We start from the raw sequence: 15,770 nt of genomic DNA on the forward strand, positions 1-15,770 counted from the left end.
GACTCGCGGCTGATTGTCCCTGGAAACCCCACCCTTTAGGCTTTTCGTGTCGCTGATGTTTGGCGTCCGGGAGTGGAATCCTGTCAATTACTGAGTTGCTGTCGTCATGGCAGTTGTGCGCGGGAGGCCGCAAAGCCTACCGGGTTTACTCGTAGCCTGGATTCCACACCGCGTACAACTGCCACCCATCCGTGTGGAATCGGACAGGTCGGTCAATCAGTAACCTTACGAGTCTTTCACTATGAAAAAACTAGTCCCCGATCCGCCCCACCATTTCGACCTTCCCTCCGACAAGACCCTGACCAACGCCGTGAGCGATGGCATCGTGCCAATCGATCACGTGTTGATGAACGTCACCCATTACCTGATGCTCGCTTACAACCACTGCCATCGAGTCCTCGATGCCGTCGAAGATGACAGCTCCCGGGAATCGCTTGTGAATGGGCTGCGTGCCCTGCAGATTGCCTGGGGCCAAGCGGATGCGCTGTCATTGGCCGTGGAGCGTACTACTACCCTGCATTGAGGCTGGATTCACTGGCCTCTTCGCGGGTAAACCCGCGGCCACAGGGGCATCGCAGACCTCAAAACTTGCAGATGACCTGTGGGAGCTGGCTTGCCCACAAAGAGGCCAGAACAGGCAATCGAGAAACTTCAGGAGGGAATTCGATGACCACAGACGACACCCACTTTACTGTAGGGAAGACCACCTTCTTTCAGGGTGAACACCAGACTCACCCACTGTTCCGCATCGAGCCAGGGATTCCCTGCCGCGATGCCCGTGAGCAGGCCTCGGAATTGATGGGCTATGTACGAGAGCTGACCATCATTGGCCTGATGGATGAAAAACCGATGATGATCTGGGCATCCCATTACCTCAGTGCCATGGCCAAGGCACTGATGGATGATGCAGAGTTAGGCATGACAGGCTAACTTCTTCCTGATGGCTAAAGTGTCAGAGAGCTTAGGTCTTTACCGGTAGGTTTGCGGCGCCAGGGAAACCGAGCGCCGCCCCCGCAAAGACCAAGTCAGGCACTTGTAGGCTCCTCAGCGCGGCTCCATATGCGCAATCATCAACTGCACACTTTCATTACCTCGAAACTCGTTAACATCCAGCTTGTAGGCAAGCTCCACCCAACGCACGGTCGGGTTCGGCCAAACCTCGCGGTCGATGCCGAAGGCAATGCCATCCAGGCGTACCGAACCACATTCGCTCTTGAGCACCACTTTAAGGTGGCGCTCGCCGACCACGCGCTGCTCGACCAACTGGAACACCCCATGGAACAGCGGTTCGGGGAAGTGCTGCCCCCAGGGCCCGGCGTGGCGCAAGGCCTTGGCCAGGTCAAGGTGGAACTCCTCGACCGCTAGGCTGCCATCCGACAGCAGGCGCCCGGTGAGGTCTTCTTCACGCAGCTGGCGCCGTACTTCTTCGTCGAACGCCTCGGCAAACGCGGAGAAATTGCCTTCAGGTAGCGAGAGGCCCGCGGCCATGGCATGGCCGCCAAACTTGCTGATCAACTGCGGATGGCGCGCTGCCACTGCATCCAGCGCATCACGGATGTGAAAGCCCGGTACCGACCGCGCCGAGCCCTTGAGCATGCCGTCACCAGCATCGGCGAAGGCGATGGTAGGCCGGTGGTAACGCTCTTTCAGGCGTGAGGCGAGGATCCCGATCACACCTTGGTGCCATTCGGCATCGAACAGGCACAAGCCATAAGGCATGGACTCGACCGGCAAATCCTTGAGCTGGGCCAAGGCTTCGCGCTGCATGCCCTGCTCGATCGATTTGCGGTCCTGGTTCAGGCCGTCGAGCTGCTGTGCCATGTCCAGGGCCAGCGCCTCGTCCTCGCACAACAGGCACTCGATACCCAGGCTCATGTCGTCCAGGCGCCCGGCGGCATTGAGCCGCGGGCCTAGAATGAAGCCCAGGTCAGTGGAGGTGATACGCCGGTGATCGCGACGTGCCACCTCCAGAATCGCCTTCAGCCCCGGCCGCGCCCGGCCGGCACGGATGCGCTCCAGGCCCTGATGCACGAGGATGCGGTTGTTGGCATCCAGCGGCACCACGTCGGCTACGCTGCCCAGCGCGACCAGGTCGAGCAGTTCACCGATGTTCGGTTGTGCTTGCGTCTGGTAGCGCCCCAGGCTGCGCAGGCGCGCGCGCAAGGCCATCAGCACGTAGAAGATCACCCCGACGCCGGCCAGCGATTTGCTTGGGAAGTCGCAACCTGGCTGGTTCGGGTTGACGATAGCGTCGGCGTCCGGCAATTGCTGGCCCGGCAGGTGGTGGTCGGTGACCAGCACTTTGAGCCCGGCCGCTTTGGCTGCCGCCACACCCTCGACACTGGAAATGCCGTTGTCGACCGTGATCAGCAATTGCGGCTGGCGCTGCAGCGCCACCTCGACGATCTCCGGGGTCAGGCCATAGCCATATTCGAAACGGTTGGGCACCAGGTAGTCGACATGGGCCGCGCCCAGCAGACGCAGGCCAAGCACGCCGACAGTACTGGCGGTGGCGCCGTCGGCATCGAAATCGCCGACGATGATGATGCGCTGGCGCTGGTCGAGCGCTTCGACCAGCAAGTCTACAGCGGCATCGATGCCCTTGAGCTGCTGGTAGGGCAACAGCCGCGCCAGGCTCTTGTCCAGCTCGGCCTCGGACTGCACGCCGCGGGCGGCATACAGGCGGGTCAGCAAAGGTGGCAGGTTACCGAGAAACGGCAGGGTCGGCGGCAGCGGGCGGGGTTCGATACGCATGGGTCGGTTGGCTCAGCCACGCTCACCGAGCAGCCACTGCAGCTGCACTTCGTGCTGGCCACGGTCATCAGTGACGAACACTGTGCCTTCACTGATCATCACGTCCCACTTGATGCTGCGCGGCATGTCCGTGGCAAGCACCTCGAGCACCTCTTGCGGCACAGCGGCGATGTTCAGGTTCTTCAGGTTCTTGACCGCGCCAACCACCTTGCTCTCCCATACACGCAGGCTGCCGTAGGCCAGCAGGCTGGTGCGCTCGGTACGGCGCGAACACCAGGTCAGGCGATCAGCGTCCGGCTGGCCCACTTCGATCCAGTGCAGTACGCGGTCGTCCAGGCTCTTTTCCCACAGGGCAGGCTCGTCGACATCCGACAGGCCGCGGCCGAACGACAGATTCTCGTTGTACCAGAGTGCGTAGGCCAACAGCCGCACGGCCATGCGCTCTTCGGTTTCCGAAGGATGACGGGCGATGGTCTGCTTGACGCTTTCGTACACGCCGCGATCGAGATCGGTCAGATTCAGTTCGAATTTGTAGGTGGTGGACGGCTGGGCCATGGTCGAAGGGCTACTTGCGCAAAGAAAAGTCACACAGTCTACCCGATCCTGATCTTCGTTGCGCCGCAGCAGTATCTGCCGCTACCGACCTATGATAAAACCACGGTTCTGCCCAATTGCCACGGATGCCCCATGCCTACGCCCAGCAAACCCCTCGCCGGCCTGAAAGTCATCGAGCTTGGCACCCTGATCGCTGGCCCGTTCGCTTCGCGCATCTGCGCCGAGTTCGGCGCCGAGGTGATCAAGGTCGAGTCGCCCGACGGCGGTGACCCGCTGCGCAAATGGCGCAAGCTGTACGAGGGTACTTCGCTGTGGTGGTTCGTGCAGGCGCGCAACAAGCAGTCACTGACGCTGAACCTCAAGCATCCCGATGGTCGCGAGATCCTCAAGCGGCTGCTGGCCGAGGCCGACATTCTCATCGAGAACTTTCGCCCGGGCGTGCTGGAAAAGCTCGGCCTGGGCTGGGATGTGCTGCATGAGCTCAACCCGAAACTGGTGATGGTGCGCCTGTCAGGCTTCGGCCAGACCGGGCCGATGAAGGATCAGCCAGGCTTCGGCGCCGTAGGCGAGTCGATGGGTGGCCTGCGCTATATCACCGGCTTCGATGACCGCCCACCGGTGCGCACCGGCATCTCCATCGGCGACTCGATCGCTGCATTGTGGGGCGTGATCGGCGCACTGATGGCGCTGCGCCACCGCGAGGTCAACGGCGGCCAGGGCCAGGTGGTGGACGTGGCGCTGTACGAGGCAATCTTCGCCATGATGGAAAGCATGGTCCCCGAGTTCGATGTGTTTGGCTTCATTCGCGAACGCACCGGCAACATCATGCCGGGCATCACGCCCTCTTCCATCCACACCAGCGCCGACGGCAAGCACGTGCAGATCGGTGCCAATGGCGATGCGATATTCAAACGTTTCATGCAGGCCATCGGCCGTAACGACCTGGCCGACGACCCGACGCTGGCCAGCAATGATGGCCGCGATGCGCGGCGTGACGAACTGTACGGGGTGATCGACCGCTGGGCCAACAGCCTGCCCCTGGAGCAGGTGATGCAGGTACTGACAGCCGCCGAAGTGCCGGCAAGCCGAATCTACTCGGCAGAAGACATGTTCAACGACCCGCAGTACCTGGCCCGCGAGATGTTCCTGCAGGCCCGCCTGCCAGACGGTAAAGCGTTCAAGATGCCAGGCATTGTACCCAAGCTGTCCGAAACACCCGGCTCGGCCGAGTGGGTAGGCCCGGCGCTGGGCGAGCACACCGATGCCCTGCTTGGCACCCTGGGTTATGACGCCGCCGCCATCGCCAGCTTGCGCCAGGCAGGCACGGTCTGAGGTCGCCCCCGCCCGTGCGCGCGTTCCTGTCCCTGCTGTGCGGGCTGCTGCTCGCCATGGCCATCGCGCCAGTGCAGGCCAAGGAACGCCTGATATGGCTGGTCCGCGACCTGCCGCCCTTCACCATCCTGGAGGGTGCGGCCAAGGGCCAAGGTGCGATCGACCGGATGCTGGCGCTGCTGATCGAACAGATGCCCGAGTACGACCACGACATCGTACGGGTCACTCGGGCGCGCGGCATACAGATGCTGCAGGACCCTACCAGCTTCACCTGCGATCCGACCATGCTGTGGACACCGGAGCGTGCGAAGTTCGTGCATTTCTCCGAACCGGTGCTGGGGGCGATGAGCGGTGGCCTGGTCGTACGCAAGCAAGCCGGATCTCTGCTGGCACCGTTTCTGGATGGTGCGCAGGTTGACCTCAAACGCTTGTTGAGCGACACGCAACTGCAGCTTGGCATCGTCGCCGGACGCAGCTACAACACTCAGATCGACGAGATCCTGCACCAGCTCCCCGACGCAGTCCTCAGCCGCCACTATGGTAACGATGCCACTGCCAATCTGCTGCAGATGCAGCGCCTGGGGCGCCTGCAACTGGTGCTCGGCTACTGGCCGGAAGTGCGCTACCTGATCCAGCAGCAAGGCGGCTCGCTCGATGAGTACCAGTTTCACCCGATACAAGGGGTGAACCGCTACCAGTTCCTGCATGTGGGCTGCTCCGATTCCCCCTTGGGGCACGCAGCGGTCGCGCACATAGACCAATTGTTGCCCCCGCTACGCCGGGACACCCTGCCCGCGCTTTACGCCAAATGGCTGGATCCGGAGCTGCAAGAAGAATACCTGGAACAGAGCAAGCATTTTTTCGAAGGGCGGTAAAAAGAAACCCCGGGACGCTGGGGAGGACGCCCGGGGCCAATCGAAAGTCCTCATGGACTTCCCGCGACAACCCGCCATCACCGGAGCTGTGTGCTGGCTGGCTGCCCTACTGTCTCTGATGCGCCACTCAGGCAAAGGTTCCTTGAGGATGCTGACGTTGCTGCAACGCGGCGATGACACAGGGCTGCAGGCGCCCCTCGGCTATCTGCAGGTCACGGTGAAGGCCATCGACCAGGTCGATCAGCAGGCTTTGCTCCTGCAACTGGCGCTGGCTGACCGTTCGGCGCAAGGTAATGCCACCGAGGCTGTCGAAAACGGTGAGTTGCCGGTTGCCAATGGCATCGGCGGTGCCTAGCTGGGTCTGATAGGGGCTCAGGGCGTCATTAAGCAGTCTGCAGATTCTTTCCATCCGGATCACTCGCTGCGTGGTGGTATATGAAGGAACTGACCAGCAAGCGCAGCGGAAAGTTCGTTGCGCTGCAGCTGTTTCAGTGAGCATGCGTGGGTGATGTGACCGTTTGAATACGCTGCAAGGCCTGCTGCCAACGCCGCACCGGTAGCGGCCAGGGCAGGTCGGCCAGCACCCAGAGGCCACGCTCGCGAGCTTGCTCGGCAAGGTTGGGCCGGTGCTTGCTGGCACAGCCGACGAAAAGCAAAGCGCGTGAACAGCGGTTGCGCTCCAGGCGTTCGAGCAGGGCCTGGCCGCCTTTCATCGCATGGTCGAGGATCAGCAGATCGGCACCGCGCTTGCGTGCCAGGCAGGCATTGAGGTCAACCAGATCATGGGTGATGCGCACATCGAAAACGCCCAGGGCATTGCACGCCTGATGCAGGAGAATCTGGTGGGAAGGCCGAGCCTGGTGAATCAACACGTAGGGCTGATGCATGAGCCGCTCCTGAGGGAAGGACGGGCCACTGTATGCAGCGCTCAACGCGTTTTACATAGGAAAAGTCTGAATGAAACCGGGGAAAAATCTAAAAAAGGGGCCGCGCAGCGGCCCCTCTCATCACGATTAAAGCGGCTTGCCGCGATTACCGTGCTGGCTGACGAAGGCCTGGACTGCCTTGAGGTCGTTGGCCAGCACCGTGCAGCGCTCCTCACGGCCGAACAGGTCGCTCAGGTGCGCAGGCAGCTCCAGCGCCTTGCCGACGCCCGCTTTCTCCACAGCCTCCGGGAATTTGACCGGGTGCGCAGTGCCCAGCACCACCATAGGGGTATCCAGGCTGCGACGGCATTCGCGCGCGGCCTTTACGCCAATCGCGGTATGCGGGTCGAGCACTTCACCTGTGCTGGCGAAGACCTCGGCGATGGTCTCGCAAGTCTGCTCGTCGCTCACTGCCAGCGAGTCGAACAGCTTGCGCGCCTCTGTCCAGCGGTCCTGGTCGACGCTGAAACCGCCGCCCTGCTTGAAGTTGGCCATCAGTTCGCCGATAGCGGCACCGTTGCGACCGTGGAGGTCGAACAACAAGCGCTCGAAGTTGGACGAGACCATGATGTCCATCGACGGCGACAAGGTCGCGTGCAGGGTTTCCTTGACGTACTGGTTGCCGCTCATGAAGCGGTGCAGGATGTCGTTGCGGTTGGTGGCAACCACCAGCTGGCTGACCGGCAGGCCCATGTTGCGTGCCAGGTAGCCGGCGAAGATGTCGCCAAAGTTGCCGGTCGGCACCGAGAACGCCACCGAACGCGCCGGGCCACCGAGCTGCAGGGCAGCGTGGAAGTAGTAGACGATCTGGGCCATGATCCGCGCCCAGTTGATCGAGTTGACTGCGACCAGGCGGGTGCCTTTGAGGAACGACTGGTCGGCGAAGCTGGCCTTGACCATCTCCTGGCAGTCATCGAAGTTGCCTTCGATGGCGATGTTGTGGATGTTGTCGCCGAAGATGGTGGTCATCTGACGGCGCTGAACTTCCGACACACGCTGATGCGGATGAAGGATGAAGATGTCGACGTTGTCGCAGCGACGGCAGCCTTCGATGGCGGCCGAGCCGGTGTCGCCACTGGTGGCGCCAATGATCACCACGCGCTCGTTGCGCTTGGCCAGTACGTGGTCGAGCAGACGCCCGAGCAGCTGCAGGGCGAAGTCCTTGAAGGCCAGCGTCGGGCCGTGGAACAGCTCAAGAACCCACTCGTTGCTGTTCAGCTGGCGCAGCGGAGCGACCGCAGCGTGGGCGAACTCGCCGTAGGTCTCTTCCAGGATCTTCTTGAAATCGGCGTCGGCAATGCTGCCCTCGACGAACGGGCGCATCACACGGAAGGCCAGTTCGTGATACGGCAGGCCTGCCCAGGAAGCGATTTCTTCCTGGGTGAAGCGTGGGAGGTTCTCTGGCACGTACAGGCCGCCATCACTGGCCAGGCCAGCCAGCAGGACGTCTTCGAAATTCAGGGCCGGTGCCTGGCCGCGGGTGCTGATATAGCGCATATGCAAACCTTCGGTTCGAGCGGCAAGTTGCAAGCTGCAAGCGCCAAGAAAAAGCTGCTCGGCATTTTTCTTACGCGCTGCACTGCCCTTGCCGCAAATTTAAACTGTTAGAAGCCCCAACACCGAACTGCTTTTTCTTGCAGCTTGCAGCTTGAAGCTTGCCGCTTAGTTGAGCTGTTCGACGCGGATGCGCACGACCTTGCCGACCACGTCCTGCAAGGCTTCCAGAGCAACGATGGCGTCGTTGATGCTCTGCTCGACCACACGATGGGTCAGCAGGATCATCGGCACCAGGCCGTCCTGTTCCTCGACTTCTTTCTGCATGATCGACTCGATGTTGATGCCGCGCTCCGACAGGATGCTCGCCACCTGAGCCAGCACGCCCGGGTGGTCCTTGGCATGGATGCGCAGGTAGTAGGCGCTCTGGCAAGCTTCGATCGGCAGAATCGGGTGCGCCGACAGCGAGTCCGGCTGGAAGGCCAGGTGCGGCACGCGGTTTTCCGGGTCGCAGGTCATGGCGCGGACCACGTCAACCAGGTCGGCGACCACCGAGGAAGCCGTGGGCTCCATGCCGGCGCCGGCACCGTAATACAAGGTCGAGCCGGCCGCATCGCCATTGACCATCACGGCGTTCATCACGCCGTTTACGTTGGCGATCAGGCGATCGCTCGGGATCAGCGTCGGGTGCACGCGCAGCTCGATGCCTTCGGCAGTGCGGCGGGCTACACCCAGGTGCTTGATGCGGTAGCCCAGGGCTTCGGCGTAGTTCACGTCGGCGGTGGTCAGCTGGGTGATGCCTTCGGTGTAGGCCTTGTCGAACTGCAGCGGGATGCCAAAGGCGATGGACGCCAGGATGGTCAGCTTGTGCGCAGCATCGATACCTTCGACGTCGAAGGTCGGGTCGGCTTCGGCATAACCCAGCGCCTGCGCTTCGGCCAGCACGTCGGGGAAGGCGCGGCCTTTTTCACGCATCTCGGTGAGGATGAAGTTGCCGGTGCCGTTGATGATCCCGGCCAGCCAGTTGATGCGGTTGGCCGACAGGCCTTCGCGGATCGCCTTGATCACCGGGATGCCACCGGCCACTGCGGCTTCGAACGCAACGATCACGCCCTTCTCACGGGCCTTGGCGAAAATTTCGTTGCCGTGAACGGCGATCAGCGCCTTGTTGGCAGTCACCACGTGCTTGCCGTTTTCGATGGCCTTGAGCACCAGGTCGCGGGCGATGGTGTAGCCACCGATCAGCTCGATGACAACGTCGATCTCCGGGTTGCTCGCAACGTCGAACACATCAGCGGTAATGGGGGTACCGGTAATCTGGCAGTTCGGGTTCGGCGAGCGCATGGCGATCTGTGCCACTTCAATACCGCGCCCGGCACGGCGGGCAATCTCCTCGGCGTTGCGCTGAAGTACATTGAAGGTTCCGCCACCGACGGTCCCCAACCCACAGATGCCTACTTTGACCGGTTTCACTGTGAACTCCCCATTGAACGGCCGGCACCTGCGCCGACCGTGAAACATGCCGTCACCCCATGACGACGGCGTACTGAATGATTTACTTGGCGGCCTGCTGCTGGCCGGCCAGGGCCAGTTTGGCCACTTGCGGTGCCGGTTGATAACCTGGAATCACCTGGCCGTTTTCGAGCACGATCGCCGGCGTGCCGTTGACGCCGATCGACTGGCCCAGCTGGAACTGCTTGCCGACCGGGTTGGCGCATTTGGCAGCCTTGATTTCCTTGCCGTCGATCATCTTGTCCAGCGCTGCGCGGCGGTCACTGGAGCACCACACGGCCTGCAACTGCTCGTCACCCGGCGAGCCGAGGCCCTGGCGCGGGAAGGCGACATAGCGCACTTCGATACCGCGACGGTTGAGCTCCGGCACTTCGGCGTGCAGCTTGTGGCAATACGGGCAGGTGGTGTCGGTGAACACGGTGATGTGCGACTTGGTCTGGCCCTTGGCAGGATAAACCACCATCTCGGCAGCTGGAATGCCATTGATGAGCTTGGCTACGCCTTGGCGCTCGGTCTTCTCGGTCAGGTTGACCGGCTTGCCGTCCTGGATCTGGTACAGGTAGCCCTGCATGACGAACTGGCCATCGGCGCTGGCGTACAGCACACGGCCGCCCTGCAGCTTGACTTCATACAGGCCGTTGAGCGGGCTGCTGGCCACGCTCTCGACCGGCACTTCCAGCTCAAGGTTCTGCAACGACTTGCGAATCGCCTGCTCGGCAGCGGCATTGCTGTCGGTCGCCGCGGCAACGGCAAAGGTACTGGCCAGCGCCAACGCGGCGGCGGCGAAAATCTGGGTCACGCGCATGGGAACTCCTGAGGGCGGACAGGGGCCGGAGGGCGTCACCTGCGCAAAAACGCGGCGACCGTGCGGCCCTTGGTGCAAACCGCCCAAGCCTACCACAACACGCTACCGGTGAAGGGGTCTGCGAGTACCGGCCGGCGGAACATGAAAATCATTCATCCACGCGGGTGGTGCTGTGCGTGCAGTTGCTGCAGGCGGGCCTTGGCCACGTGGGTATAGATTTGTGTGGTCGACAGGTCACTGTGCCCCAGCAGCATCTGCACCACGCGCAGGTCGGCACCATGATTGAGCAGATGGGTGGCGAAGGCGTGCCGCAGGGTGTGCGGTGACAGCGGCTTGTCGATGCCGGCAACCCGCGCGTGATGCTTGATGCGGTGCCAGAACGTCTGGCGGGTCATCTGCTCACCGCGCAGGCTGGGGAACAACACATCGCTCGGGCGCCCGCTGAGCAGTTCGGCGCGGCCGTCGCGCAGGTAGCGCTCCAGCCACAGCACCGCCTCTTCGCCCATCGGCACCAAGCGCTCCTTGCTGCCCTTGCCCATCACCCGCAGCACGCCCTGGCGCAGGTTCACCTGGTCCAGGGCAAGGCTGACCAGTTCGGTAACGCGCAGACCACAGGCGTACAGGACTTCAAGCATGGCACGGTCGCGCTGGCCAATGGCTTCGCCAAGGTCCGGGGCCTGCAACAGGGCCTCGACGTCGGCTTCTGACAACGACTTGGGCAAGGGTTTGCCCAGCTGAGGCATCTCTATTTGCAGGGTTGGATCGACGGCAATGAGCTTTTCCCGCAGCAAGTAGCGAAAAAAGCCACGCAGACCTGAGAGAAAACGCGCAGTGGAACGCGGTTTGTAGCCTTGATCCAGACGCCAGGCCAGGTGATCGAGGATCAGCTCTCGGCCGGCGGCAGGCAAGGCAAGGCCGTGATCCTGCAGCCAGCCATTGAACAGCGCCAGGTCACTGCGATAAGAGACGCGAGTGTTGTCTGAAAGGCCTTTTTCCAGCCACAGGGCATCAAGGAACTGGTCGATCAAGGGGTGGTCAAGGGCTGGCATGAAAACTCGGTGGCAAACGACGAAATGACGCTTAGTCTTTCATAACAACGCCGGCATAGGGAGCCCGCATGAACGAACAGCAGATCCTACTCAGTGTGGGCGGTATCGGTGCCGCCGCCCTCGCCTGCCAGTGGCTGGCCTGGCGCCTGAAGCTGCCAGCGATTCTCTTCCTGCTGCTGGCCGGGATAATGGTCGGCCCGTTGCTCGGCTGGCTCGACCCGCAAGCGCTGTTCGGCCCGCTGCTGATGCCGCTGGTGTCACTGGCGGTGGCACTGATCCTGTTCGAAGGCAGCCTGACCCTGCACCTCTCGCAATGGCGGGACATCGGCAGCGTGGTGCACCGCCTGGTCACCGTCGGCGCCCTGTCGACCTGGCTGGTGATCGCCCTGGCGACACACTGGCTGCTGGGTTTCGACTGGCCGCTGGCGATCCTGTTCGGCACCTTGACCCTGGTGACAGGCCCTACGGTCATCGTGCCCATGCTGCGCGTGGTACGGCCGAAGGCGACCATTGCCAACATCCTGCGCTGGGAAGGCATCGTCATCGACCCGATCGGTGCCCTGCTCGCCGTCGTGGTGTACAGCTTCATCATCGCCAGCGCCGATGGCGATGGCCTGAGCCAGAGCCTGGGGACCTTTGCCGGGGTGATCTTCTGCGGCAGCGCCCTGGGCGCCGCCGGTGGCTGGTTACTGGGGCAGATCATGCGCGAGCAATGGCTGCCGGAATACCTGCACAACCTGGCGTCGCTGGCCGCCGTACTGGGTATTTTCATCGCCGCCAACCAGATCGTTCACGAGTCCGGGCTGCTGGCGGTGACGGTAATGGGCATGTGGCTGGCCAACATGCGTGGCGTCGATGTACGGCAGATCCTGCACTTCAAGGAGAACCTCAGCGTACTGCTGATCTCCGGCCTGTTCATCCTGCTTGCCGCGCGGCTCGATCTGCATGCCCTGTTGGGGTTGGGCCCGGCCGTACTGGCACTGCTGCTGGTGATCCAGCTGGTGGCGCGGCCGCTGAATGTCTTGCTGTCAACGCTGGGGTCCTCGCTGAACTGGCGGGAACGGGCCCTGCTGGCCTGGATCGCACCACGCGGTATCGTTGCCGCCGCAGTGTCGGCGATATTCGCCATCCGCCTGCATGAGGCCGGGCATCAGGACGCACTGCTGCTGGTGCCGCTCACCTTTGCCGTGATCATCGGCACCGTCGTGCTGCAGAGCGCTACGGCGCGCCCCCTGGCGCGCCTGCTCAAGGTGGCCGAGCCGGCGCCCAGCGGCTTTCTCATCGTCGGCGCCAACCAACCCGCACGCGCCATCGGCAAGGCCCTGCAGCAACTGGGCTGCCGTGTGTTGCTGACCGATTCGAGCTGGGAAAACATTCGTGCGGCACGCATGGAGGGGCTGCCGACCTACTTTGGCAACCCGGCTTCGCAGCATGCCGACGCACACCTGGACCTGGTAGGCCTCGGCCACCTGCTGGGGCTGTCGCCTGCCGGGGAGATCAACGCCTTGGCCTGTGCGCGCTTTCGTCATGACTTCGGCCACGGCCGCTTGTATGTGCTGGCCAGCGGCCTGGAGAAGCAGCGCAGCGACAAGCACCGAGCCAGCGAAGAGCACCGTGGCCAACTGCTGGGCTCAAGCCCGATGACCTACCAACAAATGGCCAATCGCCTGCATCATGGCGCGGAACTGTACAGCACCAACCTTACCGAGGGCTTCGACTGGGACAATTACCAGGCATTGCATGGCGAGCGCGCACATCTGTTGTTTGCCCGGGATGCCCAGGGCTGGGTGCATGTATCAAGCCCCGAGAACCCGCTTGCGCCGCAACCTGGCTGGACCCTGGTGGCGCTGGTGGAACCGGCCCCCATCACCGAGAGCACTGCCGCGCCGGGTTGAGCCTTCAGGCTTGTGGCAACACCGGCACCGGGCGCTTGTCCTCGTCGATGGCGACAAAGCTGAACACACCATGGATTGCCCGCTCGCGCCCATCCAGGTACATGTTCTCGACGAATACGTCCACTTGAACCTGCAAACTGGTGTTGCCGACCTTGATCACCGTTCCCACCAGCTCGACGATCGAGCCTGCCGGGATCGGGTGTTTGAAATCGATACGGTCTGTGGACACGGTCACCAGCGGCAGCCGGCAGAAGCGCGTAGCGGCGATGAACGACACTTCGTCCATCCAGGCCAGCGCAGTGCCGCCGAACAAGGTGTTGTGGTGGTTGGTGGTGTTGGGGAACACCGCTTTGGTCACGCGGGTCACCGACAACTCGGTGCGGCGCTGAATTTCCTGGTCTCGGCTGGTCATGTCCGTCACTTCTTTCGGGTTTCAAAACGCAAAAAAGCAGCCCGAAGGCTGCTTTTTTCTCGCTAGGCGGCCAGGGCCACCGGGCAAACTGTACTCAGGACAGTTTTTCCTTGATGCGAGCGGCTTTGCCGGACAGGTCGCGCAGGTAGTACAGCTTGGCTTTACGCACGTCACCACGACGTTTCACGGCCAGGCTGTCGATCTGCGGGCTGTAGGTCTGGAAGGTACGCTCAACGCCAACGCCGCTGGAGATTTTGCGCACGGTGAAAGCGCTGTTCAGGCCGCGGTTACGCTTGGCGATAACAACGCCTTCGAACGCCTGCAGACGGGAACGCTCACCTTCCTTCACTTTAACCTGAACGACGATGGTGTCGCCTGGTGCGAAGGTCGGGATTTCCTTGCTCATCTGCTCGGCTTCGAGCTGCTGGATGATCTTGTTGGTCATGCTGTGCTCCTAAGATGGATACGTGATCCACCATCGATACGTTTAACTATCGTCCCGCTCGCGGAGATATTCCTCGAGCAGCTTCTTCTCTTCTCCAGAAAGCGAGCGACTTTCCAGAAGATCGGCGCGTCGTTCGAAGGTCCTACCAAGGGACTGCTTCATTCTCCAACGCCGGATGTGTGCATGGTTGCCACTTAGCAACACGTCGGGAACACGCTGATCCGCATACACCTCAGGTCGGGTGTAGTGCGGGCAATCGAGCAGACCGTCGGTGAAGGAGTCTTCCTCCGCCGAGTCCACATGCCCTAAAGCTCCGGGCAGCAGCCGTGTAACCGCATCGATCAGTACCATGGCCGGCAGCTCGCCACCGGAAAGCACATAGTCGCCAATCGACCACTCCTCATCGACATGAGCCTCGATAAAGCGCTCGTCGATGCCTTCATAACGACCGGCGATCAGGATCAGCGATTCCTGTTCGGCCAGGCCTTTGACCGCTTGCTGAGTCAGCTTGCGGCCTTGCGGCGAAAGGTAGATCACCTTTGCCGATGCTCCGGTCGCTTGCCTGGCGCTAACCAGGGCGTCTTCCAGAGGCTTGATTTTCATCACCATGCCCGGGCCACCGCCAAACGGCCGATCATCCACTGTGTGGTGGCGATCTGTGGTGTAGTCCCGCGGGTTCCAGCAGGTCACCTGAAGCAACCCCTGTTTTACCGCGCGGCTGGTAATGCCGTACTCAGTGATGGCCGAGAACATCTCGGGGAACAACGTGATGACGTCTACGCGAAGGTTACCCATCGTTTAGAAGTCCGCGTCCCATTCAACCCGCATCACGCCTGCTTCCAGGTCGATTGCCAGCACACATTGCGCCGTATAGGGCAACAGACGCTCGCGATCATCCAGGCTGCCTGCGCAGGGCTTGACCACCATTACATCGTTCGCACCGGTCTCCAACAGGTGATCGACCTTGCCGAACAGCTGTTCGTCCTGGTTGATGACCTTCAGGCCCTGCAGTTGGTACCAGTAGTACTCGTCTGCGGCCAGGTTGGGCAAAAGGCTCCGCGGGATGCAGATTTCGAAGCCGCTCAGAAGACGCGCTTCATCACGATCATCGAGGCCTTTCAGTTTAACGACCAGGCCCTTTTGGGAGCCACGACCGCTGACCAGCTCGACCTGCTTTACCTTGCCTTCGTGCCGAAGCGTCCAGCGTGGATAATCCAACAGGTTTTCAATCGGATCGGTAAAGGAATACACCTTCACCTCGCCGCGAACGCCGTGAACCGAAAAAATCTTGCCAACGACGATGAGGTCGTCAGCCTTTTCTGGCGTCGCGTTCATATTGCTCAGGCAGCGGCCTTGGCAGCGTCCTTCAGCAGCTGAGCAACACGCTCAGACGGCTGTGCGCCTTGGCTCAGCCAGTAGCTGACGCGCTCCTGGTTGACCGACAGCTTGACTTCAGCGCCAGCAGCGATCGGGTTGAAGAAACCTACGCGCTCAACGAAACGGCCGTCACGGGCGTTACGCGAGTTGGTCACGGTCAGGTGGTAGAAAGGGCGCTTTTTCGAGCCGCCACGGGCAAGACGGATGGTTACCATGTGAACATCGTTCCTATAGTCGGTGCTGCAAATCTGAATGCCAAATAGGCACACGGGTGCCCAAAAGGCCGCATATTCTCGGGGAATACACGGACATTTGCAAATGACTTTTTCGACAAGGCCT

General features: G+C 61.9%; 18 protein-coding genes. 5 read left to right on the top strand and 13 right to left on the bottom strand.

The window, feature by feature from the left end:
- The first annotated feature begins 241 nt into the window (after positions 1-241).
- A complete protein-coding gene (locus JOE27_RS11165; protein WP_115274005.1) occupies positions 242-523 on the top strand; it encodes a hypothetical protein in 282 nt (93 codons plus the stop codon).
- Positions 524-666: 143 nt separating this feature from the next.
- Complete coding sequence (locus JOE27_RS11170) at positions 667-930, top strand: DUF3077 domain-containing protein (RefSeq protein ID WP_115274004.1); 264 nt, start codon at positions 667-669, stop codon at positions 928-930.
- 114 nt (positions 931-1,044) lie between these two features.
- Here JOE27_RS11170 and recJ read toward each other — a convergent pair whose 3' ends face one another.
- Positions 1,045-2,754 (bottom strand): single-stranded-DNA-specific exonuclease RecJ, encoded by a 1,710-nt coding sequence (gene recJ, locus JOE27_RS11175; RefSeq protein WP_204918760.1) that lies wholly within the window; start codon positions 2,752-2,754, stop codon positions 1,045-1,047.
- Positions 2,755-2,766: 12 nt separating this feature from the next.
- Positions 2,767-3,309, bottom strand: a complete 543-nt coding sequence (locus tag JOE27_RS11180) for a YaeQ family protein (RefSeq protein ID WP_046784361.1) — start codon at positions 3,307-3,309, stop codon at positions 2,767-2,769.
- A 132-nt stretch (positions 3,310-3,441) separates the two neighbouring features.
- On the opposite strand from JOE27_RS11180, the gene JOE27_RS11185 reads away from it, so the two are divergent.
- Entirely contained in the window at positions 3,442-4,641 is a 1,200-nt protein-coding gene (locus JOE27_RS11185; protein ID WP_046784362.1) for a CaiB/BaiF CoA-transferase family protein, read from the top strand.
- A gap of 14 nt (positions 4,642-4,655) precedes the next feature.
- The gene (locus JOE27_RS11190) at positions 4,656-5,516 is read left to right on the top strand and encodes a TIGR02285 family protein (RefSeq protein ID WP_196996955.1); all 861 of its coding nucleotides are present in this window, start codon (positions 4,656-4,658) and stop codon (positions 5,514-5,516) included.
- A gap of 127 nt (positions 5,517-5,643) precedes the next feature.
- Here the strand turns inward: JOE27_RS11190 and JOE27_RS11195 are convergent, their stop codons facing one another.
- The 6 genes from JOE27_RS11195 to xerD form a co-directional block, all read right to left on the bottom strand.
- Positions 5,644-5,925 (bottom strand): DUF3509 domain-containing protein, encoded by a 282-nt coding sequence (locus JOE27_RS11195; protein WP_080765825.1) that lies wholly within the window; start codon positions 5,923-5,925, stop codon positions 5,644-5,646.
- Positions 5,926-6,004: 79 nt separating this feature from the next.
- On the bottom strand, positions 6,005-6,403 hold the full coding sequence (locus JOE27_RS11200; RefSeq protein WP_012315963.1) for a histidine kinase: 399 nt from the start codon (positions 6,401-6,403) through the stop codon (positions 6,005-6,007).
- 126 nt (positions 6,404-6,529) lie between these two features.
- Positions 6,530-7,939: a threonine synthase gene (gene thrC, locus JOE27_RS11205; protein WP_046784365.1), complete on the bottom strand. Its 1,410-nt coding sequence runs from the start codon at positions 7,937-7,939 to the stop codon at positions 6,530-6,532.
- A 165-nt stretch (positions 7,940-8,104) separates the two neighbouring features.
- A complete protein-coding gene (locus JOE27_RS11210; protein WP_046784366.1) occupies positions 8,105-9,409 on the bottom strand; it encodes a homoserine dehydrogenase in 1,305 nt (434 codons plus the stop codon).
- An 82-nt stretch (positions 9,410-9,491) separates the two neighbouring features.
- Positions 9,492-10,253: a bifunctional protein-disulfide isomerase/oxidoreductase DsbC gene (gene dsbC, locus JOE27_RS11215; RefSeq protein ID WP_012315966.1), complete on the bottom strand. Its 762-nt coding sequence runs from the start codon at positions 10,251-10,253 to the stop codon at positions 9,492-9,494.
- A 152-nt stretch (positions 10,254-10,405) separates the two neighbouring features.
- On the bottom strand, positions 10,406-11,302 hold the full coding sequence (gene xerD / locus JOE27_RS11220) for a site-specific tyrosine recombinase XerD (protein ID WP_039603504.1): 897 nt from the start codon (positions 11,300-11,302) through the stop codon (positions 10,406-10,408).
- 68 nt (positions 11,303-11,370) lie between these two features.
- Between xerD and JOE27_RS11225 the strand changes: the two genes are divergently transcribed.
- Complete coding sequence (locus tag JOE27_RS11225; RefSeq protein WP_125924479.1) at positions 11,371-13,197, top strand: sodium:proton antiporter; 1,827 nt, start codon at positions 11,371-11,373, stop codon at positions 13,195-13,197.
- Positions 13,198-13,201: 4 nt separating this feature from the next.
- Here JOE27_RS11225 and JOE27_RS11230 read toward each other — a convergent pair whose 3' ends face one another.
- From JOE27_RS11230 to rpsP, 5 genes are all read right to left on the bottom strand, one after another.
- Entirely contained in the window at positions 13,202-13,609 is a 408-nt protein-coding gene (locus tag JOE27_RS11230) for an acyl-CoA thioesterase (RefSeq protein ID WP_012315969.1), read from the bottom strand.
- Positions 13,610-13,703: 94 nt separating this feature from the next.
- A complete protein-coding gene (gene rplS, locus JOE27_RS11235; RefSeq protein ID WP_008094487.1) occupies positions 13,704-14,054 on the bottom strand; it encodes a 50S ribosomal protein L19 in 351 nt (116 codons plus the stop codon).
- 42 nt (positions 14,055-14,096) lie between these two features.
- Positions 14,097-14,849: a tRNA (guanosine(37)-N1)-methyltransferase TrmD gene (gene trmD, locus JOE27_RS11240; protein ID WP_008094486.1), complete on the bottom strand. Its 753-nt coding sequence runs from the start codon at positions 14,847-14,849 to the stop codon at positions 14,097-14,099.
- A gap of 3 nt (positions 14,850-14,852) precedes the next feature.
- Entirely contained in the window at positions 14,853-15,389 is a 537-nt protein-coding gene (gene rimM, locus JOE27_RS11245; protein ID WP_012315970.1) for a ribosome maturation factor RimM, read from the bottom strand.
- A gap of 5 nt (positions 15,390-15,394) precedes the next feature.
- Entirely contained in the window at positions 15,395-15,646 is a 252-nt protein-coding gene (rpsP, locus tag JOE27_RS11250) for a 30S ribosomal protein S16 (protein ID WP_012315971.1), read from the bottom strand.
- Positions 15,647-15,770: the final 124 nt, after the last annotated feature.

Origin of the sequence: Pseudomonas sp. M5 (assembly GCF_016907075.1) — a bacterium.
Taxonomy (GTDB): domain Bacteria; phylum Pseudomonadota; class Gammaproteobacteria; order Pseudomonadales; family Pseudomonadaceae; genus Aquipseudomonas; species Aquipseudomonas putida_E.

What these genes read in the sequence shown, in the direction of transcription:
- JOE27_RS11165 (WP_115274005.1), top strand. Translation starts at nt 242, where the DNA reads ATGAAAAAACTAGTCCCCGATCCGCCCCACCATTTCGACCTTCCCTCC.
- JOE27_RS11170 (WP_115274004.1), top strand. Translation starts at nt 667, where the DNA reads ATGACCACAGACGACACCCACTTTACTGTAGGGAAGACCACCTTCTTT.
- recJ (WP_204918760.1), bottom strand. Translation starts at nt 2,754, where the DNA reads ATGCGTATCGAACCCCGCCCGCTGCCGCCGACCCTGCCGTTTCTCGGT.
- JOE27_RS11180 (WP_046784361.1), bottom strand. Translation starts at nt 3,309, where the DNA reads ATGGCCCAGCCGTCCACCACCTACAAATTCGAACTGAATCTGACCGAT.
- JOE27_RS11185 (WP_046784362.1), top strand. Translation starts at nt 3,442, where the DNA reads ATGCCTACGCCCAGCAAACCCCTCGCCGGCCTGAAAGTCATCGAGCTT.
- JOE27_RS11195 (WP_080765825.1), bottom strand. Translation starts at nt 5,925, where the DNA reads ATGGAAAGAATCTGCAGACTGCTTAATGACGCCCTGAGCCCCTATCAG.
- JOE27_RS11200 (WP_012315963.1), bottom strand. Translation starts at nt 6,403, where the DNA reads ATGCATCAGCCCTACGTGTTGATTCACCAGGCTCGGCCTTCCCACCAG.
- thrC (WP_046784365.1), bottom strand. Translation starts at nt 7,939, where the DNA reads ATGCGCTATATCAGCACCCGCGGCCAGGCACCGGCCCTGAATTTCGAA.
- dsbC (WP_012315966.1), bottom strand. Translation starts at nt 10,253, where the DNA reads ATGCGCGTGACCCAGATTTTCGCCGCCGCCGCGTTGGCGCTGGCCAGT.
- xerD (WP_039603504.1), bottom strand. Translation starts at nt 11,302, where the DNA reads ATGCCAGCCCTTGACCACCCCTTGATCGACCAGTTCCTTGATGCCCTG.
- JOE27_RS11225 (WP_125924479.1), top strand. Translation starts at nt 11,371, where the DNA reads ATGAACGAACAGCAGATCCTACTCAGTGTGGGCGGTATCGGTGCCGCC.
- JOE27_RS11230 (WP_012315969.1), bottom strand. Translation starts at nt 13,609, where the DNA reads ATGACCAGCCGAGACCAGGAAATTCAGCGCCGCACCGAGTTGTCGGTG.
- rplS (WP_008094487.1), bottom strand. Translation starts at nt 14,054, where the DNA reads ATGACCAACAAGATCATCCAGCAGCTCGAAGCCGAGCAGATGAGCAAG.
- trmD (WP_008094486.1), bottom strand. Translation starts at nt 14,849, where the DNA reads ATGGGTAACCTTCGCGTAGACGTCATCACGTTGTTCCCCGAGATGTTC.
- rimM (WP_012315970.1), bottom strand. Translation starts at nt 15,389, where the DNA reads ATGAACGCGACGCCAGAAAAGGCTGACGACCTCATCGTCGTTGGCAAG.
- rpsP (WP_012315971.1), bottom strand. Translation starts at nt 15,646, where the DNA reads ATGGTAACCATCCGTCTTGCCCGTGGCGGCTCGAAAAAGCGCCCTTTC.